23 protein-coding genes are annotated in these 22,441 nt (G+C 47.2%); 1 reads left to right on the plus strand and 22 read right to left on the minus strand.

Going from position 1 to position 22,441, the window contains the following annotated elements:
• Position 1 precedes the first annotated feature (1 nt).
• From H6760_03440 to H6760_03460, 5 genes are read right to left on the minus strand one after another with little or no spacing between them, the layout of a single operon-like run.
• The gene (locus H6760_03440) at positions 2-997 is read right to left on the minus strand and encodes a V-type ATPase subunit (protein ID USN53204.1); all 996 of its coding nucleotides are present in this window, start codon (positions 995-997) and stop codon (positions 2-4) included.
• Between the two features lie 3 nt (positions 998-1,000).
• Positions 1,001-1,564: a hypothetical protein gene (locus tag H6760_03445; protein ID USN53205.1), complete on the minus strand. Its 564-nt coding sequence runs from the start codon at positions 1,562-1,564 to the stop codon at positions 1,001-1,003.
• 6 nt (positions 1,565-1,570) lie between these two features.
• The gene (locus tag H6760_03450) at positions 1,571-2,038 is read right to left on the minus strand and encodes a V-type ATP synthase subunit K (GenBank protein ID USN53206.1); all 468 of its coding nucleotides are present in this window, start codon (positions 2,036-2,038) and stop codon (positions 1,571-1,573) included.
• A gap of 16 nt (positions 2,039-2,054) precedes the next feature.
• Positions 2,055-4,094: a V-type ATP synthase subunit I gene (locus tag H6760_03455; protein ID USN53207.1), complete on the minus strand. Its 2,040-nt coding sequence runs from the start codon at positions 4,092-4,094 to the stop codon at positions 2,055-2,057.
• Positions 4,095-4,424, minus strand: a complete 330-nt coding sequence (locus H6760_03460; GenBank protein USN53208.1) for a hypothetical protein — start codon at positions 4,422-4,424, stop codon at positions 4,095-4,097. It abuts the gene before it with no gap.
• A gap of 301 nt (positions 4,425-4,725) precedes the next feature.
• Here H6760_03460 and H6760_03465 point away from each other — a divergent pair, with 301 nt between their 5' ends.
• Entirely contained in the window at positions 4,726-5,724 is a 999-nt protein-coding gene (locus H6760_03465) for a DNA recombination protein RmuC (GenBank protein USN53209.1), read from the plus strand.
• Between the two features lie 399 nt (positions 5,725-6,123).
• Here the strand turns inward: H6760_03465 and H6760_03470 are convergent, their stop codons facing one another.
• The 17 genes from H6760_03470 to H6760_03550 form a co-directional block, all read right to left on the minus strand.
• Complete coding sequence (locus H6760_03470; protein USN53210.1) at positions 6,124-7,821, minus strand: hypothetical protein; 1,698 nt, start codon at positions 7,819-7,821, stop codon at positions 6,124-6,126.
• A gap of 47 nt (positions 7,822-7,868) precedes the next feature.
• Positions 7,869-8,630, minus strand: coding sequence for an AmmeMemoRadiSam system protein B (gene amrB / locus H6760_03475; GenBank protein USN53211.1), 762 nt, complete (start codon positions 8,628-8,630; stop codon positions 7,869-7,871).
• Between the two features lie 106 nt (positions 8,631-8,736).
• Positions 8,737-9,435 (minus strand): hypothetical protein, encoded by a 699-nt coding sequence (locus H6760_03480; GenBank protein ID USN53212.1) that lies wholly within the window; start codon positions 9,433-9,435, stop codon positions 8,737-8,739.
• Positions 9,436-9,479: 44 nt separating this feature from the next.
• Positions 9,480-10,274, minus strand: a complete 795-nt coding sequence (locus tag H6760_03485) for a TatD family hydrolase (protein USN53213.1) — start codon at positions 10,272-10,274, stop codon at positions 9,480-9,482.
• Between the two features lie 2 nt (positions 10,275-10,276).
• Positions 10,277-10,792 carry a CvpA family protein gene (locus H6760_03490; GenBank protein USN53214.1) on the minus strand — a complete coding sequence of 172 codons (516 nt, stop codon included), beginning with the start codon at positions 10,790-10,792 and terminating at the stop codon, positions 10,277-10,279.
• Between the two features lie 42 nt (positions 10,793-10,834).
• Complete coding sequence (locus H6760_03495; protein USN53215.1) at positions 10,835-12,280, minus strand: methionine--tRNA ligase; 1,446 nt, start codon at positions 12,278-12,280, stop codon at positions 10,835-10,837.
• A gap of 9 nt (positions 12,281-12,289) precedes the next feature.
• Positions 12,290-12,964: a 16S rRNA (cytidine(1402)-2'-O)-methyltransferase gene (rsmI, locus tag H6760_03500; GenBank protein USN53216.1), complete on the minus strand. Its 675-nt coding sequence runs from the start codon at positions 12,962-12,964 to the stop codon at positions 12,290-12,292.
• Positions 12,961-14,019: an AI-2E family transporter gene (locus tag H6760_03505; protein ID USN53217.1), complete on the minus strand. Its 1,059-nt coding sequence runs from the start codon at positions 14,017-14,019 to the stop codon at positions 12,961-12,963. Before H6760_03505 ends, rsmI begins: the two co-directional genes overlap by 4 nt.
• 91 nt (positions 14,020-14,110) lie before the next feature.
• Positions 14,111-15,406: an insulinase family protein gene (locus H6760_03510; protein ID USN53218.1), complete on the minus strand. Its 1,296-nt coding sequence runs from the start codon at positions 15,404-15,406 to the stop codon at positions 14,111-14,113.
• Positions 15,399-16,709 carry a glycine--tRNA ligase gene (locus tag H6760_03515; protein ID USN53219.1) on the minus strand — a complete coding sequence of 437 codons (1,311 nt, stop codon included), beginning with the start codon at positions 16,707-16,709 and terminating at the stop codon, positions 15,399-15,401. Before H6760_03515 ends, H6760_03510 begins: the two co-directional genes overlap by 8 nt.
• A gap of 138 nt (positions 16,710-16,847) precedes the next feature.
• Positions 16,848-17,021 carry a hypothetical protein gene (locus H6760_03520; GenBank protein USN53220.1) on the minus strand — a complete coding sequence of 58 codons (174 nt, stop codon included), beginning with the start codon at positions 17,019-17,021 and terminating at the stop codon, positions 16,848-16,850.
• 141 nt (positions 17,022-17,162) lie between these two features.
• Positions 17,163-17,717: a hypothetical protein gene (locus H6760_03525; GenBank protein ID USN53221.1), complete on the minus strand. Its 555-nt coding sequence runs from the start codon at positions 17,715-17,717 to the stop codon at positions 17,163-17,165.
• Between the two features lie 4 nt (positions 17,718-17,721).
• Positions 17,722-17,973, minus strand: coding sequence for a hypothetical protein (locus H6760_03530; protein ID USN53222.1), 252 nt, complete (start codon positions 17,971-17,973; stop codon positions 17,722-17,724).
• 3 nt (positions 17,974-17,976) lie between these two features.
• Positions 17,977-18,498, minus strand: coding sequence for a hypothetical protein (locus H6760_03535; protein USN53223.1), 522 nt, complete (start codon positions 18,496-18,498; stop codon positions 17,977-17,979).
• 132 nt (positions 18,499-18,630) lie between these two features.
• On the minus strand, positions 18,631-19,182 hold the full coding sequence (locus H6760_03540; protein ID USN53224.1) for a hypothetical protein: 552 nt from the start codon (positions 19,180-19,182) through the stop codon (positions 18,631-18,633).
• Between the two features lie 133 nt (positions 19,183-19,315).
• A complete protein-coding gene (locus H6760_03545) occupies positions 19,316-22,030 on the minus strand; it encodes an ATP-dependent Clp protease ATP-binding subunit (protein USN53225.1) in 2,715 nt (904 codons plus the stop codon).
• Positions 22,005-22,412: a hypothetical protein gene (locus H6760_03550; protein USN53226.1), complete on the minus strand. Its 408-nt coding sequence runs from the start codon at positions 22,410-22,412 to the stop codon at positions 22,005-22,007. Before H6760_03550 ends, H6760_03545 begins: the two co-directional genes overlap by 26 nt.
• Positions 22,413-22,441: the final 29 nt, after the last annotated feature.

Below are 22,441 nucleotides of genomic sequence, written 5' to 3' on the forward strand. Positions count from 1 at the left end.
GTTAGTAGAGCTCCCGGATGTAAGGTTTAATAGCGTCGCCTGGCAAACCATTTAACTTGCCTGACATGATTAAACGCACGTTACGAATAGCATTCTTCTTTGCGTAATAATATGCCAAAGGTAATTCAGGACCGTAATCAATGAATTGAGCTTCCCGCACATGTGCCAGCTCAGCATTCTCCAGATCACGCTCTAATGTTTCCAGTGAATCAGTTTCGCGGAATCGTTCCAGAGCCGGCTGCAGAGATGAGGGCACCAGCGTGGTTAAGCGCTGCAAGGCTTCTTCATTACTTAAGCCCAAGAGTGACTCGTAGTCATCCAAGGTGACGTTTCCATTCATTAACACTTCCGCGAGGAGGTAACGATCATCGAGCTGGAAGCGACGTCCTCGAATCCAGGTTTTCAGATTAGCCATGTCAATCTGTAGCACCACTAAATCCATAATCCACTGACTATCGATTTCCTGGGCGATCTGAACGCGTTCAGCAAAGTATTGTCGATCTAGCCAGCGATCAATATAGGCTGACTGCACTTCCACTGTAGCGGCTTTTTCCTCAACCAGATCAATCCCCCGCTGGATATAGTCAGGCAATTCATGCTGAGCTTCCTGCATCAGGTTTTCTTGCAAAGTAGCAAATGGGACGGTACTGAGCGGTGAGGCCCAGGCAGTCGCGTCCTGATGAAAGTACTTCTGCTTCATCAACAACTTCAAGTTGTGATAGTCATGGCGCATAAAGACAAGCGCCACGAGCTTCTCATCAGGACACATTTCAATAATGCGCTCTTTTGCTTGCAATAAATCTGCTTCGAGTGACTGATTAAACTCAGCCGGTGCGATATCGCCTACGTTGTCGAAGTAATCGGTGTCATGAAACACGCGAAAAGCTGACTCCATATCTGGAGCATCAACCATGCGTTCCACATCGGTCGGATTCAAAAGATTCGACTCAAGGTGTCGTACAACTCCGGCTGCGTAGAGATAATCGTCTCGGCTCATAGTTTAGACAAAAAGTTGGGCAGCTACCGCCGCTTCAGTTTGCGTGCGGATGTTAGCTAAGAGTGTGGCAAAGCGACAATCGACTTCAATCGCTTCTGAGCGCCAGATAAATCCACCTTCGGCGTCAACTGACTCTTTGGCTATGGTCCAGTCGCGCTTGAGGCCATGGAGCGCCTTCTTGGTCTGCGCTTCTTTACCCTTGGCTGGGATTATCTCCCCTTTTTCATTAGGTAGCTGGGTAAAGAGTTGCTGCAAGAATGCTTCGTAGTCGGCGTCACTTAATTGGCTAAGCTTTTGCAAAGCCTTTTCGTACACCGAAGCTAAAACGCGACGCTTCTCAGTTAACACTGATTGACGCAAACGCGATTCAGCGGCGAATCGCTCCATATCACTTTCCTGACGCACAGCCCGATCGGCCTGAGTCAACGCTTGGTCACGGGCTTTACTCATACGCCCTTCCCACTCGCTGAGCAGAGCATCGCGCTCTTTGGCATGAGCAGCCTGAATTTGCGCGAGCTCTTTGTCGGCTTCAGCCTGCACACTCTGGAGAAGTTGATTGAGTGCCATGGATGCTTAGACGGTGATGCCGTTTAAGAGCAAAATGGTAGCGAGCAATCCAAGTACGGCGTAGGTTTCTACTACCGCAGCGAAGATAATACCCTTACCGGATTCTGACGGTTTCTTTGCCACGATACCGACGCCAGCCGCAGCTACTCGACCCTGGTACAAACCAGAGAGTAAGCCGGTGAAGGCAATTGGTAAACAAGCAAAGAAGATTTCCCAACCGGTGTTGACGGAAATCGTTGCTACTTCTCCGCCGAGTAAACCGATTTTCTGCAGCGCCATGATAGCACCGAGGAATCCGTAAATACCCTGCGTACCAGGAAGCGCTTGGAGCAAAAGTACGCGTCCAAACTTTTCCGGGTCAACTGATACGAGGCCAGAGGCAGCTCGACCCACTGTGGCAGTACCGAGAATCGAACCGATTCCGGCGAGGCTGACCGCAGTGATGGCTCCAGCAATTGCGAATGCGAGTCCCATATGGTTCTCCTGTTAATTATGCAGATGTCGACTTTGGACCAGAGGCGTCCTGATCGGCATCCATCTTGTTATGAATAAGATCTGACTGAGTTAAGGTGTCCACATCAACGTACTTTGCCTGACGAGCAAAGGACTTAAAGCGACTACCGCCGCCTTCCATAAACTTCGGGAAAAATTCCACGTATTGCAAACGGCCTGAGTGGATAAAAGAGCCGAGTGCGTTTATAGCAAGATTGAAAAGGTGTCCCCCAACCAAAATTCCGATAGCTACCACCCATCCGAAAATCGGGATCATGTCTTTGAAAAGTAAGGCAACCATATTCACCACTACGGCAATGATGCCAGTGGAGAGTCCAAGTGCGAGCAAGCGAGAATATGACATGACATCAGAAAAATAACCGACAATGTTGTACAGACTGAGGATGCCCATTGGAATCTTCAGGAAAATATTTTTTTGGCGACGGCCCTGCGTCAAAACCAAAGTAGCAAGACCAGCGTACACCCAATACACACCAATTTGCCCTAAGATATCGCTCTGTATCGCCTGCCCGGCAACCAGCCAGAAAACTACACCGATTAAGAGGAAGAGCCAAGCGCCAGCATCAAAAGCTGCGTCCCAGGACTTCTGGCGAATTTGGTAATACAAATTAATACTCACACCAACAATTACCTGCACCACGCCAATAGCGAGGGAGAAAACGAGTAGAGTGAGTGGATTGCTGACCGGATCGATAATCTTCAGGCTGAGTAAAAAGGATGTGATGGCATTCTTTGGTAGATCTTCCAAAACTAGTCCAAACCAACCACCAAAAGCTGCACCTACTACAAAGGTGGCAATACCAGCGTAGATAAGGAGTCGATAAAAGCCTTGCTTAGCTCGTGGCAACTTAAAAAGTTTAATAGCGAGGAAAGAAAAACCAGCCAAAATAATGCCATAGCCGGCGTCTGACAAACACATGGCAAAATAGAAAATGAAAAACGGTGCCAGATAAGGTGTCGGGTCTAGTTCATTTGGCTTAGGTGCACCATAAATACTAGTAACTGATTCAAAAGGCTGCACTAAATTAGTATTTGTAAGCAGTACTGGAGGCTCTTCATCCTCTGCTAAAGCCAGCTCAAGGAGGGTAGCGCTCGTGCTCACCTTATGTAGAGCTTCTTCTAGCTCAACAAAACGAGAAGCTGGAATGTATCCGCTCAACGCAAAGGTACGCTCTTGCGAAGCTGCGTTTAAAGAGGCGGCAACTTTATCACGTTGCCAAGTCAGGCCGTCAAAAATAATCTGTAGGTCGTGTACGTGCTGAGAAAGCTTTGTCGCTTCTGCTTGGGCAGTTTCCAATAAAGCAGCTAAGCGCAACATTTCCTTTTCTCGCTCAGTAATCGCCTCTTGGACAGTGCCCTGATGCTCAGGCAAGTTTACTTCTTGGAAATGATATTCCGTCAGCGCATTCTGCAACCAAGCCTCAGCTGAACGATGACTGACAATATATACCTTTACCTGCTTATCTGTACCAGGTAAGCGTTGTAGCTCAATTGCTTGATGCTCTTTGGTAATAGCTGCTTCAAGAAGCATGAGCTGCTCTTCAGTGAAAGTGCCGATGCGTACCTGTGCGCTCTCTAGTTTTTGATCTAAGCGCAGCGATAAATCTGACCAATGAGCGAGTAATAGCTGTTCTGCGCGCATCCGATTGATATCAGACTGGTAGCTATTCATATCAGCTTCCAGTTTTTCTACCTGCTGGATGAAAGGCGCCAAATCAAATTCCTGCAATAACTTGGCCACTTCTTCATGTGAAACCGTAATTCCCTGGCTACCCATCGCAGCCAAACGCTCTCGAAAGCTCTGTTTTTGCTTCGGGGTATAGCGAGCAAGGAAATCCAAAGCAAACTTTACACCAGCCAAGCGATACTCAATCTGGGATAATGCTTCATTTTGTTCCTCAGCTCCATCCATATGGATAAGCTGCATTTGGCCAAAATCATAGAGCAGTTCGAGCATTTTCTGCCGATCTGCCTGGAGACCGAGGACAAGGATTTTCTTTACCGGAGCTACTGCCATTTATGCGTTCTCCGTCCCCTCTTGTAATAGCTCTTTGATCACTGTATCGGCAGCACTTTCCATGCGCGCACCATCAATAGACTGCAAGGCGGCAATCCGATCAGCATAGGTTTTTTCTAAATCAGCAATGACTTTCTTAGTCTCAGCTTGGATTTTGGCCTTTGTTTCCTCTACTTCTGGGGCTATTTCGGCCTGAATCTTACTCAAACGCTCTTCTTGCTGTTGTTGAATCTGGCTTAATTCCTGCTGAGCTTTCGATTTTGCCTGGGCAATCTTGCTATCTAGCTCTTCTTCCAGGGCTTTGATCTGTTGAAGTGGATCCTGCGACATGGTTTTTTCCTAAATTTCGCCAAAAAATGAAAAAATCTCTATTTGAAACGCGTATAGGATACAGATTTCCTGAAAAACCGTCAACGGTGCCAAAAAAATACCCCTCTTGACTTTTCAACCAATTTCCCCATGCCCTGTAAATTGGAAATTTTACCCATGCTTTGCTCTTGCCGAAATAAAAAATCTGTGGCCCAATGTAAGAAGAAATACCAAACACTAAACGCTAAATCCTAAATATCCTGTATATTTATATATGTCATTATTTAGTATTTAGCTATTCAAATTTAGAACTTACTTCACTATGGAAATCCTTATCCTCGTTATCCTTGGCCTCCTCGTTATTACCGTTATTGCTGGAATTGCCCTTTTTACCCAGAGAATGCGGCAATTTGCCCAACCAAAAGATGAGCAATCCATGGCCATGCTGCATCAGTCTATCCAGGGCATGCAGAATCGTTTAGATGCACAAATCGGTGAAAGTACTCGGATTATCCAAAATGTAACTGAGCGCCTGACACGTTTGGATGAAACAAATAAGCAGGTTATGGGCTTTGCGGACCAGCTCCAGCAACTGCAGGATATCCTAAAAAATCCGAAGCAACGCGGCGTCCTGGGTGAGTATTACCTCGAAACGGTATTGAAGAATGTGCTGCCACCTTCGGCTTTTAAACTGCAGTATGGATTTAAAAATGGTGAAATTGTTGATGCTGCCGTGTTTGTGCAGGACAAAATCATTCCGATTGATGCGAAATTCTCGCTAGAAAATTACAATCGCATCGCGCAAGAGTCTGACCCGAATCGAAAAGCTGACTTAGAAAAGCAATTTAAGCAGGATTTGAAGCTACGAATCGATGAAACCTCTAAGTATATTCGACCAAGCGAGAATACAATGGACTTTGCTTTCATGTTTATTCCGTCTGAGGGCATTTACTATGACTTGTTGGTCAATTCAGTTGGAACAGTAAAAGTATCGGCCCGCGATCTCATTGAATACGCTTTTAAAGAAAAGCACGTTATCATCGTCTCCCCCACCTCCTTCTTTGCCTACCTACAAACAGTGCTGCAGGGTTTGCGCGCGTTGCAGATTGAGGAATCAGCAAAAGAGATTCGCAAAAATGTTGAAAAGCTCGGTCGTCATCTCATGAACTACGAGGAATACTTACGAAAACTAGGCGGACATCTCAACACCACAGTGAATGCGTATAAATCTGCGTATAGCGAATTCCAAAAGGTAGATAAGGATGTCATGAAGATTGCGCCGGAAGTAGAGGCGGAGAAGTTGGAACAGACAGAAGAGTAAAATATACACAAAACCCCCATAGTGCACCTTGGGGGACCTTTGTGTTTGTGTTGTTTTTTGCGCGCGCTGACTTGTTAACGATCACTCCGGAGTGCGGAGTCTAACTCATGCAGCATATCGCGGAGACTCGAGAGTACGCCACCAGGATCATGACTTTGGTGCGCCGATTTTGACTGGCGCCGTTTTCCTGGATGAGAACCTTCTGCCTCGTGCAATGTAGTGGAATCAGTCGAGAGAGAAATCGGTCGACTTTCCTCCTTTCCTTGCCTTTAAAGAACGAAATGTTCCGACACATGTATCGGAACCATCACTAGTATAGCGTATTTTGACCTTCTCGTAAAGACAAAATGTATGAACTTGTCATACATTTTGTCTAACTTAAATTATGCTTAAACGCTACTAATGAAGCACGCCGCCCCATTCAACAACAGTAAATCCTTTCCTCTCTGGTGTGCGAATATGATATGACGAAACATTGATAGGCTCGTCTAACTCTTGGTAATCCATGAGAACACGAATTACCGTGTCGGGCTTCGGGGTAATATCAAGTGGAGCAAGTTGATTCATAACCGGATTACCCATAAAGGTTATAAAATAATACGGTGCAGATTGCATTTTTGGTTCCCAGAATTCTTGAAAATCTGCGGTCTCCTGCGAATTGAGCCCCAGCTTCGCTAGTGTGGTATTGAGAAAATCGTGCACACGATCCTTCTTAATTACCCAGCCTTGCTTTGGTGTCTCATATATACTTGTGCTACGACCTTCCCAGAACAAATATGGATATTGCTTACCTGATGCCAGCTCGGTCAAGTCTCCATTGGGCTGAGCAAATACCTTCCAACCATTGCCGTACTCAGGTACTGTCTTACTGAAACCTCCGCTTGGTGCAACCTTAACCTCTACCTCAGTACTCTGCTCAGGGTAAAGATAAATAACTGGCTTGCCACACTCTGCCAAGGGTTTATACAAATCATTTTGTCCTTTTAAGAGACGGTCAAAGGGATCCTTATAGAAAATGATCGGGCGCTGGGTAATAAACTCCGCATATGAGGTAACATATGATCCATCGGAATGATACCCTGCATACGTTTCATACAGGTCTTTCAGCATCTTACTCTCAGAGTCCTTAAAACCGTAAATGATATCACCCTTGCTACTAGTACCAATTTGTTCCAACTCACTCATACTGACATCATCACTACTTACCACTTCGGCATAGTTTGTCGCACCGCAGCCTCCGTATCCAACGAAGGTATATTGTTGATAGTTTTTTTTGCCATCCGTCCAAGTTATGCTCGGCGTATTTTCACTACCAGCAAAATCTACTAAGAGTCGATAGGCACGCACTGTCCCGTCAGCTGCTTTCATATAAAACCCATTTCGTCCGTAAAATTTCAAGTCATTCGACTCAGCACTTGTATACACCGTGCCATACTTTGGGTCTTGATAAGCTGTTACTAAACCATCTTCAGAGAAAAAAGCATTCACATACGTATCACGCTCAAATAGATATCGCGCATTCGCACTGCTAGTGAAAATGCTTGGATAATCAAGTGTCGGAACAATCGTCTCGGAATCTGTGCTGAACTTTGTATCATCAAGTTGCCAAGTACCATCATCAGAATAAAGCGACAAAAATACCAGCGAGTCATCACTTTGCTGCACAAAGCGAAAATAAAGAGGATAACGATATGGACCCTCGGGTCGAACAGAAAGGAGAAGCATATGACTTCCGGCATATTTTGTACCCTGCAACGCTGCTGTGCCGGTGTCATAGGACTCTACGTAGTTATTCACGAGACCTGAAACAAAAACAAGCGGCGTGTCTATCTCTTGCACAGTAGTTGGCACAACGGTTGGAGTATTTACAGGCAATTCATCAACAACCGTTTCATTTGTATTACTCACACTCTCATTTACTGCGAGATTCGCATTCTCTAAAGTAGTAAAGTTCGTATTTGCTACAACGTTATTTGTATTGAGATTGGATTCTGGAGCTTCTTCTTGCGACTGGAAAAGCCAAAAGCCTAAGGCAACCCCAACGCATAAGGCGGCACAACCAATGAGTAGAGTGAGCCACAAACGAGTATTTTGCATATTCGTATAATAAGAAATTAACTATCTAAATAAAGTATATCATTCTCTTAACGGGAAAAGAAGCCAACAATATAGCTGGTATTTTCCTCTGCTGCAGCGCTTGGGAAACGTTGTGCAGAGCTATCACGATCTATCAAATGGAATCTGCCAGCGCCCCTAAGTCGACTTAATTCTAGAAATAATGCAATCCCCGCTTGTGAATCAACAGTCACCTCGCTCGCCTTTGTGCTATCCAATGCCTGAAGTACTTTCAAGCTTCTTGCATCCTTTTCCTGCGCTTCTGACTCTGAAATGTAGTGGGAGAAATCAAAGGAACCAATTACCAAGGTGTTGGGCAGGGTACGACGGTCTATCATTTTTGCCATCTCCCGTGCTACCTCAATTGGCACATTATCTTTCACAATAATAGGGATCACTGGAACCCCCGGGTAAGTAGCGGCAATGAAGGGCATGATGTTGTACACCCCGTGTTCGGTATAAAACGGTCCCTCATCATCTGCAAAATACTGAAGGGTAGCGAGGGCTTGGACATGCACGCTATCGCTTCGGACGGGGCCGAAGCTTGTTTGCCAATTTTTTGATGTAGTTAGGAAGGGTTTGCTACCATTTTGAAAATGATTAGGGCTAACGAGAATAATTGCATCAGGCATTTGACTTGATGCTGTTTGGAAAGTTCGGGCAATAAGATCGTCAGCTAAAAGGTGGTGATTAACTAGGATAGCTTGCACATCTTCGTTCACGACAGGCTGCTTTTTTGCCTTGTCCAACACACCCTCTTCATGCAAGCGCGTAAAAGGAAAGGCCGACAAACTTTTATGATTTTTCCTCTCTCCTTGAAGGTCGTGGACAATTATTGTTCCAAAAAAACCGACGCAGATACATACGACGGTTAAAACAAGAAGACGCTTCATACGTTTAGCATACTGCTGTCGCTTGTTCTTTGTCTAATACCTGCACGTGCACCTCTCCCCCGCAGTGCTCCTGGATAAGTTTCGTGCATTCATCTAGCGCTGCTTGTAAACGTGTTGCATCATAACCGCCTAAGGTTTCGATTTCCAAAATCGCGTTACGAGTCGATTCAGTCAGCTTTGTACGATCAGCTTCCCGCCAATTCCATCGTCGACACAGCACACCCAGCTCGTCTTTATATACCACCTCACCAGGATCAGGCGGCTCGTTTTCTTCACCACCTAAACGAATGAAAGGCTCATCACCTTTTGCCTGATCTAATACAATAGCACCTTGCACCGCATCTAAATCCTCGCCACCGATTGGCACGACATACTTTAGCGAAATGTAATTATAAATATCTACTAGCGCATTAATATGCATGGGCGGCTCGCCTTTTAAGGTGCGGCGAACCAGCGCTTCTACTGAGCAACGATATTTTTGCGGATCAGTGCCAAAAGTTTTGTACGCCTGCCGCCAGGCCAAAATATGCGGATGTCGTGACGGCGCTTCATAGCTATCGAAGTGTTTTACTAATTCCTGCTGCATCGCATCCCAAGGTAGATCAATTTTTTCTTTTGTGTTCTCAATACCCTTTGCCACAATAACGCCGCAACGAAAATCCGGATAGGTATGAAAAATGCTTGGCTGAATGTGTAGTGGCATAGTGAAACCTTATTGCCGATGCATCTTTGCCTCGGTGAAGTGTGTTATTCTTTTATTCCAAAAACTGTGTGCGCGTTTTCCCAGGTTGCTTCCACTACTTCCTCATAACGTAAACCTTTGAGCTCCGCAATTTTACGGGCAACAAACTCAACGTACAGGGGTTCATTACGCTTCCCGCGATGTGGGACCGGGGTGAGATACGGCGCATCAGTCTCAAGCAATATACGATCAAGCGGCACTTCTTTCACCACTTCCAATAATTCTGGTGTGGCATTTTTGAATGTGATGACACCGGTAAAGCCCATGTAGGAACCAAAAGCCATGAAGCGCTTTGCCTGCGCTCGATTCCCCATGAAGCAATGAATAAGATGGCGCCCTTGAATGCCTCGCTCTTCTATCACATCAAGCAACTGATCATACGCATCACGACAATGCATGATAACAGTTTTCTTCGCCTGCTCAGCAATTGCCAGCTGTTGCAAAAAGACTTTCTTCTGCTTGATAAAAATTTGCTCTTCCTCCTCCGGTGTTTCTGCCCAAATGCGATACTTATCTAAACCGATTTCACCCACCCCCACAGTATGCTCGTCCTGGGCCAGTCGCAAATATTCAGCCTCATCTAATTCTTCATCTACCACGTGAATAGGATGCAGACCAACACCTGCGTAGATGTCAGGATATTTGGTAGCAAAAGCAACAGCCTTCTGACTGGTGTCCAGCTGTGAGCTCGGCATAACCATTTTCATACCTGCCTCGAAACAACGAGCGATCACTGCATCGTGATCCTCATCAAACTTCTCAAACTGCAGGTGACAGTGCGTGTCAAAGAGTCGCGGCATGTCTATGTGAAAATGGAGGTTACACTCTCAATCGCCTTTGGGAAAAGCGGTACTAGCCAGGCGCTCACTGCAGTAAAATATCCAACCACATCTGATTCTGCCAAACGGTTTGCCCAATCCTCCGATAAAGGTAATCGGCCGATAAACTGCAGGGTCACTCCAACGATCAAACTTCCTTCAATGAAACCTAGAATCGCACCGCCGACTCGATTGAGTAATTTCATGCCAGGTAGGATGGCGAAGATATGAAATATCTTATTCGCAAACCAAAAAAGTAAACCCACTGCCTGAGTGACTACAAAGTACACTAAGATAAATCCAACAATATCTGCAACAAGCGCATTCCCGCCCACGATCGGCTGCACCCAATTAGACACTGAGTCATACCAAATACCGGCGAAGAAGATACCAACAAATACACCGACGAGTGAGCCAATGGTCCGTATGAGCCCAGACCAAAAACCAGCCCAAACAAAACCGAATACGAGCAAAATGAGAATAATATCGAGTAGTGTCATATACTCTAGCCTAGCATAGAAAGCTCGACTCGTCAGCTCAATCTACGCGACAATGCGTGGAAACAAACCCTCACCCTTTACAATTTTTTCCGCCTCTAGCTGCTGACGCATCTTCTCCCCTGCTTCTGGCATAAAAGGGCTCACCAAAGGATGTAGGGTGCGCAGACAAAGGATGTAACGTGACAAAGCTGAACGAAGTTCCTCACTCTTTTCCTCTTTCGCCAGCTGCCACGGTTTTACTTTTTCGATTTCCTCGTCAATAAGACTGATGGCTTGCTGCAACTTCTGGAGGGCGGTAAAGAAATCAAGCTGCTCAATAGCCTGTCCTATCTCTGTCGGGAAATGCGTAAAGTCATCGATGGCAACACTCGCGTCAATCTCTCCGTCTAAATATTGCTCTACCATCTTTGTTACCCGCGCAACTACATTACCTAAGCCATTAGCTAGAGCGGCCTGATACTGCTCGGCAAAAGCTTCTTCTTTGATATCGCCATCCTGACCAAAGGGAAATTGCGCCAGGAGGAGATAACGAGTCGCATCAGCGCCATATTGATCAACCAGCGCATTTGGGTCAATGGCATTGCCAAGCGATTTTGACATCTTCTGTCCGTTCACGGTGAAGAAGCCATGGATGAATTCCGCTTCAGGTAAAGGTAGATCAGCCGCCAATAACATAGCTGGCCAATACACTGCATGGAATTTCAAAATATCCTTGGCCATCAGATGATACTGCGCCGGCCACCACTGCTTTACTTTTTCCTCATCGCTGCCGTAGCCAATTGCCGTGAGATAATTGGTCAGCGCTTCTACCCAGACGTAAATGCGCTGCGACTCGTCCCAAGGCAAAGGAATCCCCCACTGCACCTTTTCACGACTGACAGAAAAATCAGCTAGGTCCTGTTTAAATAAACCAAGCACTTCTTTCTTGGCCCATTCTGGTTGAATCTTGATCTTATCTTGTTCGATCGCCTCTTTTACCTTTGGCAACCATTCTTTTAGCTTGAAGAAATAATTTTTTTCTTGAATCTTTTCCGGCACCGTATTGTGCAGTGGACACTTACCATCCACTAACTCTTTTTCGGTTAAGAAGCGTTCGCAACCGATGCAGTACAAACCTTCGTATTGATCTTCATACAAAGCACCTTTCTCGTGGAGTAGGCTAAGGAATTTTTGTGCACCAATTTTATGCCGCTCCTCGGTGGTGCGGAGAAAGTCATTATGAGAAATATTCAGCTTTTGCCAAGCTGCTCGAAACTGCGCACTCACCTCGTCAGTAAACTGCTCCGGCGTCTTACCCTCCTTTACTGCGCTCTCGGCTACCTTAGCGCCGTGTTCATCCGTACCGGTGAGAAAGAATACCTGATCATCACCTAACTTACCGCGCCAATAGCGAGCTAAGACATCGGCGGCAATTGTCGTATACGCGCTGCCAATATGCGGACGCGCATTTACGTAATAAATTGGTGTAGTGACGTAGAATTTCTCCATAGCAGCACTTTAGCTCGGCGCGACTAAAAGCACAAATTCACCCTTTTGCGAGGGGCGCTTGGCAATGACTGTGGAGACCTCTGCTAGGCTTCCACGAATAATCTCCTCAAACTGCTTGGTAAGCTCGCGACCTACGACGCACTTCGCTTCAGGCAAACGTTCGGCCAAGGCTTCAAGCGTTTTTACAATACGATGAGGTGACTCAAAAAGGAGGACTGGGTAGACACTCGAGGCGATTTCATTCAATAAGGTCTCTCTCCCCTTCTTGTGAGGTAAGAAACCAAGGAAGGTGTAGCGATCTACGGAGAATCCGGCAACAGAAAGTAAAGCAGTCACTGCACTTGGTCCAGGAATCGGCACAATCGGAATACCAGCCGCCACTGCAGCAGCAACCACTTGATTGCCCGGGTCAGACACGCCCGGCGTACCAGCGTCAGTAACCAAGGCAGCTGAGGTGCCTGACTGCAACTCCTCAATCATCTTATCCAAACGAGCTAGACGGCTGTGCTGATGAAAAGAAACAAGCCTCTTCTTCACATCATAACGCTGCAATAACTTCTGCGTTACCCGGGTATCTTCGCAAATAACAAAATCCACTTCATTGAGGACACGAAGTGCTCGCTGACTGAGATCCTCCAGATTCCCAATCGGGGTTGCTGCAATAAAGAGTGTTCCGGTGCTCACGACTCTAAACGATTTTGCTCAGCTTTTTTCTCTTTGAGGAAATCCTCTAAAAAGGCATTGGCAATAATAGTTACCGGGATCGCTAAGATCACACCAACGATACCAGCCAACTTCGCGCCAATTAACATCACCACAATCACCACGACAGGATTTAAGCCAGTTACCTTTTGCATCACCTTTGGCACGATCAAATTATTCTCCAACTGCTGGATAATAATATAGAGAATAATAACCAAGAGCGCTTTAATCGGCGATTGGGTAAAGGCAACCAAGACGGCCGGAATAGCTCCGATGAAAGGACCAGCAATTGGAATAAACTCGGTGATGCCAGCGATCAGAGAAAGCACAATTGCAAAATTCACACCAAGGATACTCAAACCAATGAAGGTCATCACTCCAATGATCAAGCTGAGAATTAACTGTCCGCGCAACCATAGCCCGAGGCGATGCTGAATACGATTAATCACTTGGATGATGTAGGGCTGCCAATGAGCCGGGGCAACCGACTGCACAAACTTCTTAATACCCTGCTCCTCCAGCGTCATATAGAAGGTAAGCACCAAGACGCCGAAGAGCGTGAAGATGCCACCGAAAAGATTTACCACGCCGGCAAAAATACTTCCGGTAATTTTCACCAGAGATTGGTTTAATGCGTTTAGCGTTTCTTGAATATTCTGCAGCAGGGTTTGATCACCTGCATCGTTCTGAATATTCAAGCCATTAATCACATTATTATAAATTGTCGGGAATTTATCAGAAAAGGACTTCACTTGATCAGCCACCAGCGGCACAAAGAGTACTACCGTTAAACTAATCACGCCGAGTAAAATCGTGTAAAGGATGATAATACCCAATACGCGAGGAATGCCCTTACGCTGTAGCCAGTCCACCCAAGGATCAAGCGCCGAGGCAAAAACCAAAGAAATAAAGACAATCGCAATCACATCGCGAATGAGGAAAAGCGCCGCTACGAACAATAAAATCACCAGCACTTTTACAATGCCGCTCGTGGTAACTCGTAAAAAGACTTCGTTGTTATTGTTTTGCGTGGCCATACGACACAAAGTATAGCTTTGTTTCTAAAAATAGCCAAATCTTCCCGGCAAGTGTCAATAACAAATCAACGAGTAGCGAAAAGACTTTTTATTACTTCTTCACCAGGTTCTCGAAGCGCTTTGCGTCCTTATAGGGCCCAATAATTGCGAGATTCATCTTCTGCGGATTGATAATTTTGCGAGCCAGAGCATTTACCTCTTCCCTCGTCACCCGTTGAATCTTTGCCATCTTTTCAGCCGGAGTTTCAATCTTCTTGGTGAGTAGCCACTGCTTCCCAAACCAGGCGCCAATATGATCAGAATCTTCTAATTCCAGAACCAGCTTACCTTTAATAAATTCCTTCGCTCGTTTCAATTCCGCTTCCGTGATCCCCTGTTTCCGAATCTTCTCCAGCTCCACCAAGATTGCCTTGATCGCTTCCTCGGTTCGCTCTTTTGCCACACCGGCTTGAATATAGAGATTGCCAGTATCCTCATACACGGTTGGCGTACAGCGAATAGCATAGGCCAGACCGCGGCGCTCTCGGATTTGGATGAAAAGACGTGAGCTCATGTTGCCACCAAGGATGGAAGTCAGTAAAGACAGGGCGGGTAAACTCTTATCAAAGTAAGAGGCTGCCGGATAACCAATGCCAATCTGAGCCTGCTCAGTCTCTTTGTACATAACCCGCACTCGCGGCTTGGTGCCCGTGTAACGAAAAGGCTTGAAGGTAAGCTCCTTCTGCTTGGTAGCTGGCACCGTGAAAAGTTTTGCCAATTGCTCATCAATAGTCTCTTCATTATAGCGACCCGATACGACCACCATCATATTGCTGGGGAAGTAGTGCGTCTTGTAGAACTTCAAAATAGTGTCGCGAGTCACATTACGAATCACCGAACGAGGCCCGGCGATTAATTGACCAAGCGTCGAGCCAGCGTACATGGTTTCCTCAAAAATATCCTCGAGGTACATGAGCGGGTTATCCTCGTACATGCTTATCTCTTCGATAATCACAGTGCGCTCTCGATCGATTTCCTTGGCGTCAAATTTAGAGTTCGCCAACATGTCTGCAATAACATCCAGGGCAAGGTGAAGGTGTTCCGAATTAATTTTAATGTAGTAGCCCGTGTGATCCTTGCCGGTGAAAGCATTGTACTCCGCTCCCACACCATCCAGTAGGCGTGAAATTGATAAAGTGCTGGGTCGTCGCTTCGTGCCCTTAAACATCAAGTGCTCAACAAAGTGGGAAATACCATTTACAGGCTTGCTCTCATGTCGTGAACCAACTTTGGTTAAGACAAGCACAGTCACCGCTTTTGTCTCGTGCAAAGGCACCTTAAGTACCCGCATACCGTTTTTAAGGACCGAGGTCTGGTATGGCTTCCCTGTCGCAGATTGTTTAGGCATGAAATTTCTCCTGGAAAAATGATGGTAGGTCTGCCAGTGCCACGCGTTCCTGTCCCATAGTATCGCGATCACGCACTGTTACTTTTTTATCTTCAGGTGTATCGAAATCAACTGTGACGCAATATGGCGTGCCAATCTCATCCTGGCGTCGATAGCGACGACCAATTGAGGCGACTTCATCGTACGCGCACACAAAGTTCGATTTCAACGAGTCAAATACTTCAGCAGCTACTTTGGTAAGTGGCTCTTTTTTTGACAATGGCAATATGGCGATTTTAATAGGAGCTAAGTCTTTATGCAGACGCAGCATGACTTCCTCCTCTTTATTACTCTCTGTAGTGGTTGTCCGTCCGCCCTCTACAACTTCGTAAGCATCGAGGAGAAAGGCTAAGGCAGAGCGCTCTACGCCGAAAGAAGGTTCAATAACGTATGGAGTAATCTTACCCTTCTCATCAGGGTATTCCATCCCATGTGCTTTCAAATCGTAATCAGTCCGGTTGGAAATACCAATTAACTCTCCCCAACCTTTGAAGGGCCAGTTATATTCCAGATCAACCGTTGCCTTGGCATAGTGGGCCAGCTCTTCTTTTTTCTGTTTGTACTCACGGACGCTGTTTTCCTTAATGCCCAGCGACTTAAACCAGGCAATGGATTCCTTCACCCAGTAGTCAAACCACTCCCCGTCTTCACCGGGTCGGACAAAAAACTCTAGCTCCATTTGCTCAAATTCCCGTGAACGGAAAATAAAATTACCTGGGGTGATTTCGTTACGAAACGCTTTACCAATCTGCGCAATACCAAATGGTAATTTCATGCGCATGCTCTGCTGTACGGTTTCGAAGTTTACAAAAATGTTTTGAGCTGTTTCTGGACGTAGATACGCTGTAGAAGCATCGTCCTGCACCGGACCAACAAAGGTGCGAAACATAAGATTAAAGGCTCTTGCTTCTTCAAATTCTTTCTTGCCACAATTTGGGCAAGTCTCACTCATGTCTTCTTCTTTGAAACGCTGATGGCAAGATTTGCACTCTACTAGCTTGTCGCTAAATCCGCCCATGTGTCCGCTTTTTTGCCAAACAGTCGGGTTGGTCACAATGGCGCTGTCCAAACCAACCACATCGCGTCGCTCTTGAACAAAGTGTTTCCACCAGGCGCGCTTGATATTATTCTTTAGCTCAACCCCCAGCGGACCCCAATCCCAAAAGCCGCCCAGGCCACCGTATTTTTCCGCAGTAGGAAAAATAAAACCACGGCGCTTTGCCAAAGATACCAACCGTTCCATCAAATCAGTTTGCGCGTTCATACATAAGGAGTATAGCCGATGCCTCCCTGCTTCGGCAAGGTTCAAATATTCTACCAGGCGTCCCTGCCTTCGCAAGGCTATAAATAGAAAGCCCCGCCTCATCTCAATACAAAGTGTTGTGATGGACGGGGCATGGGTTTAGGACGACGCATCGTCATCCTTCTTCTCTGGGTCGGGCTTCTCCTCCTCATCTTTTGGAGGATCACCACTCCCCCCGCTCGGTCGCCAATCCGTTGCAAAACGAACTGGCTCAATGAGCACTGGAGCTTCAGGTTCAGGCTCTTCCGGCGGCGGCTGTTCTGGAATTTTCATCACGCGCTCCTTTTCGCCTCCATGGCATCAGCATCTTTCACCAAGTTGAAAAAGAAGTCAATAAGAAAAAGCCTCGCCTCGCACTTCGCTCACCCAAGGGTGAAAGAAGATACGAGACGAGGCGCTAGCAATGTGCAATCCTCACAGCGCATCGAAGCTGATCAGTCGACCATCAGGACCAAAAACCCAAAGTCGACTCAGCCGCTCTAATGTTTGACGGAAGTTTTCCCTGTACTGCTCCAGCGTCGCCCGAACGATTTCCTGGCAATCCTCACCCTGAAGATTCGGGTCTGACTTCAGGGCAATGATATCGTCCCGGTAGCTTATCGCCGCCTGACGAAGCGCTGCAGCAATCCGACCATTCTGCTCGTGCACAAACTCCCTTCTCAATTGGCCTATGTAGGCCGCAGCCTGCTGCTCATAGTACTCGATGATCGCCCTGGACACTGCTTCAGCAACACTCAAACGAGTGGCGTAGTGAAGCTTGATCAGCTCCAGTGCTCTGGAATGGATTTGCCGGCGAAGCCTCCAGTCAAAACCAAAGTGTCCGAGACCTCGACAACGCTCCCTGGCTTCAGCTACTACCGCGTCAACATCCAGATCGTTCAGCCCACTCTCCAAGGCCTGCGGCGAGGCACGTACCAAAGCAGATGAGTCAGTTGAGATAAACTCCCAGTTATCCTCTTCTCTACCCATAGGTCTAACCTCCTGGCAGAAGGAGCTGGCCTGCACCAAGTCTCCGTATCTGCTGATCATAGGATTGAAGCTGTCGTTCACGCTCACCAGATGCTAGACCCAATTTCGTCAGCTCAGCATCGAGCTTTCTTCGCTCCTCAATCAGGACTTCGGCAATTCGCTGCCGCGCTTCCTTCTGTATTCCCTCAACTTCGTCTCGGGTATGTTGTACGATTGTCCGAATGGACGCTAAGACCTCACTCTCTTCCACGGGCACACCTCATGCTCGATTAATGTCATCACGTGCCGTACCAAATGCATCTCGATGGCGCCGCCGCTCTTCCTCAGACAAAGAGCCTTCCAAGCTGGCGAGATTCCGCCAGCCTCGCCGCTTTGCCTCAGCCTCACTCAGCTCCACTTCTCGAGCAGTATTGTTCATTGCTCCTAGGACTCGAATTCTACTTTCCTCAGTAGAGCGTGTGGCTGCCGTCCTTTGATCCATGCTATCTATCATAGCTTGCAACTTTGCAGAAGTTCGCAAAGAGTCAGCACGGCGCTTCTCAACTGCATTCTGAAACCACACGCGCTCTTCTTCTTCCCTCTTCTGTATCCGGCTTACGGCTCCAACAAAAAGAAGGACGAGAATGATTGGCCAGAACTTTGCTACCAGAAACGCAAACAACAGAAACACGATGATTCCTATGACTGCCATAAGGCACACTCCCTGTGTCACGGTGTAATAACCAAAAGAAGAAAGGGCATGCGCCCCTTGCGTATTTTCAAGGTCCTTTCCGTTCTTCACTTTTTGTATAACTCTAATATCTTAGGAAGTCAATGGATAAGAAAAAGAGCCCCGCCTCGCACTTCGCTCACCCGAGGGTGAAAGAAGATACGAGACGGGGCAAGGAGGCAGAGCTCGCCTGGTCGAAGATGATCAGCCGAGCGTGGAGCTTCCGTGAAGCGTCTTCACGTCGATCTGCAGTGCCGCCGGGCCTCGAAAGTCACCGAGACGAAGTGACACTTCTTCTTGAACGTCGATCTGGTAGGAGCAGTCCATCTGGGTTTCATCACCCGCGTCCGGCAGGCGATCCCAGATGATGTACTGCGCCGTAGCATCCGGACCGGATCGCGCAGTGACCTCCGGCACCGTGGTCCCATAGTGGCTGACGATGATGCTCTGAGTCCCCGGTTGTTCCGGCCGAGACGTCAGAACAGACTCGACCTGTACCCACGGAGTCAGGGCGAAGTCGATCTGGACCTGATTGAAGCTGCTCTGATCCGAAGCCGGCAACAGAACAACCTCACCACCTGCGGAAGCGTAGAGACCGTCGGGAGCGATGGTGTTGTCGTCCATAGCGTACGTCGCCGCCATTTGAGACACACCCGGATCGTCCCCTCCGGCCGCGTAGATCGGCGGAGCGTGTGAAAGAGCGTAGCCGCACAGAACGATCAACGCGATCGCCCAGAGCGACAACTTCCTGAGCATGTGGACCTCCTAAGGCGAAGTTCCATCTCGTAAGCAACGTTGCTACTCCCACAATACTTTTGTGGTGAGCATTCACATGGTAACTAAAAGCTTCTCGAGTAGTCAATAGAAGAAGATACACAGTGAATACTGCCTATAACTCAGGCGCCTGCTCGACTCGGATAACCCCACCAACCTCTAAAATCGCTTTATCACGACGACCTAACTGACCCTTTAAGAGATAGTCAGCTAATGCGTTATCAACTCGCTCTTGAATAACACGGCGCAAAGGTCGAGCACCAAAGACCGGATCAAATCCAATCTCAGCTAATTCCTGCACCGCAGCTTCAGTTGCTTCAAAAGTAATACCGCGACCCTCTAATTGTCGTTGCACCTTTGCAAGAAGTAGGCGCACGATCTGCACAATCTCATCCTTTTGCAATGGGCGGAATACGGTAATCTTATCAAAACGGTTGAGAAATTCTGGGCGATAATATTGATTCAGCACGGAGTTGATGAGCTCCTGCGTAATACCTTCAATCGTGGCCTTTTCTTGAATGCGTTTTTGAATCAGGTCTGAACCTGCGTTGGAGGTTGAAATGATAATCGTATTGGTGAAGTCGATCGTACGACCAATGCCATCAGTTAATCGGCCATCATCAAACACCTGCAGGAAAATATTCAACACATCAGGATGCGCCTTTTCCAATTCATCAAGCAAGACGAGAGAGAAGGGACTCTTGCGCACCGCTTCAGTTAAGTAACCGCCTACTGGACCCTGCGTGCCTTGATTACTACCGATCAGGCGAGAAATACTGCTCGGCTCCTGATACTCCGACATGTCGAGACGGATCATCGCATCCTCGGATCCAAAATACGCTTCGGCTAAAGTTTTTGCCAGCTCGGTTTTACCTACACCAGTCGGACCAAGGAAAAGGAAGGTGGCAATCGGTCGCTTTTGATCACGCAATTCTGCTCGAGCACGACGGAGCGCTGCGGCAACTGCTTTGACTGCCTCATCCTGACCAATGATGCGCTGATGCATGGTTGATTCCAAGTTGAGTAACTTCTCAGACTCGGACTCATTCACTTTAGTTACTGCCACATGCGTTTTACTAGAAACAATCTTTGCCACATCTTCACCGTCTACAAAACTATTCTTACCTTTGTGCTTATGAGCATCAACTGCAACTTCTTCCAGCAAGCTAATCGCTTTTTCCGGCAAGTAGCGATCGTGCATGTAGCGCTGTGAAAGGACTACGGTTTTTTCTAATGCATCGTAGGTAAAGAAAATGTGATGCTTATATTCAAGCGGACCGGCCTTCACCATAAGTATGCGCACCGCTCCATCAGTATCTACTTCCTGGCAATCAACTTTGGTAAAGGTGCTGGTGAGTGAAGATTGGTTTTCAATATAGCGCGTGTAGTCAATTGGATTAGTGGTGCCGATCACCTGCACTCGTCCGGTCTCCAGTGCCTGACTCAACACATCAGAGAGATCAAAACTCTCTCCACCGGCTGAAGAAATACCAACAATGTTTTGAATATTATCAATGAGTAAAATGATATTTCCTGACTTCACCACTTCAGACAAAATCTGATTCAAGCGTCCTTCTAATTCTCCAGTTGACCCGGCATTACCAACCAGAGCTGCCACAGATAATGAAACCAGGCGCTTATCTTTCAAAACATCCGGCACTTCCTCGGTCACCATGCGGCGAGCAATGCCATCGACAATCGCAGTCTTCCCTACGCCAGGATTACCAACCAACATGGGACTGCCGCCTCGCTCCAAAACGCGAAACATTTCATCCAGCACTTCCTCACGTCCGACAGTCATCGGGACAGCGCCCCGTTGCGCTAAATCAGTTAAGTCATGGCTGTACTGATTCAGCATTCGAGTTTCTTGTGCCGTCATGGCCCGGTTCATACCACGCTTCGGTCGCCAAGCTGCCCGCTTACGGAAACGCTTATACTGCTCGCACAAATCTTCCTCAATATGCGCCCAAGCCACAACGTGTCGCAGCTTGTTCTCATCTACTTCTAGGTCATAAAGAATATCCTGGGTGTGCGTTTCTGAAGTAGCTAAGGCGACCAAGACTTCCAGCACGCCAACTTGTTGACGCTTCGTTGCATAGGCTTCTCGATAGGCAGCGCAGAGTAGCTTTTTTGTTGAAGTGGAAAGATGCGGCTCCCCTGGCCAATCCTGTGGCATGCCAGTGAAAAGTTTCCCAATGCGTTGCTTCAATTGCTCGTACTGAATATTTAAACGGGCAAAAAGTACAGCCGCTGTCCGCGTAGTTAACATTGCCGCTAAAATATGCGAGGGCCAAATTTCACGATGATTTAAATGATTCGCAATATCCCAAGCCTGCTGCAGCATGTGCTCTAACTCGTTGTCGAGCAAAGCTGGTAGGTCCTCTACTTTGTCGGCAAAATCTGCCTCGGAGATTTGCTCCAAGGACAATACCGTCTCCATCTCAGCTGGAGTCTGTCGCGTAATTTTCTTTCGCGGTTTTAACTCTCGCTCAATGCGAAAGTAGGCGTAACAGTCAGTTGCTAATGAAATCCAAAAGATCAACATAGCTGGGCTGCGCAAATCCCAAAGGTCGAGCAGTGAAGCGCCGCCCTGAAGCAGTTGATACAACTCCCAAAAACCAATGAGGAAACCCGCCAGACCAAAGAAGACTAGGAAACCGTTTATAAAGGCACGTAATCCTCGAGCAAACTTTTCGCCACTTACTTCGCTGCGACCAAATGTTTTATCCCAGTACAAAATCCGACTGCCAAACATCTCAGAGTAAGGCGCTGGTCGCTGGCCCTTTGGACTGGCCGGTGCTGGATTAGAAAAGCTGTCGGATGATGGCATAGGTAATAATTGGTGGTGTGGCTAACCACACTATGACGAAAACGCTCATGATGAGGAACCAAAGCACAAAGACAAAGAGGCGTCCGACTAGGACCACAATACGCAAGAAGAAACTAATAATACGACCGCTCTTGGTGTAGTCGCCGTACATTGGCGTGAACATGTTACGCAGCCAAATGCGTAACGATAACTGTTCAGCCCGGCCGCGCATCTGCGACAACCAGAAACGACCTAATTGCATGAGGCCACCGCTATACCACCAAAATGGAAAGCGAACAACGTCAAAAAGCAGCTCCTGGAATAAGAAGCTGAAGGAATATTGCGTCTGGCTTCGCGATCGATACATGGCTTGTGTTTTTCTTTTCACTTTTACTTTACGCATGCATTATAGCATTTTTTTTCGCGTTTGGC

The organism is Candidatus Nomurabacteria bacterium (genome assembly GCA_023898465.1).
GTDB lineage: Bacteria > Patescibacteriota > Patescibacteriia > HK-STAS-PATE-3 > HK-STAS-PATE-3 > HK-STAS-PATE-3.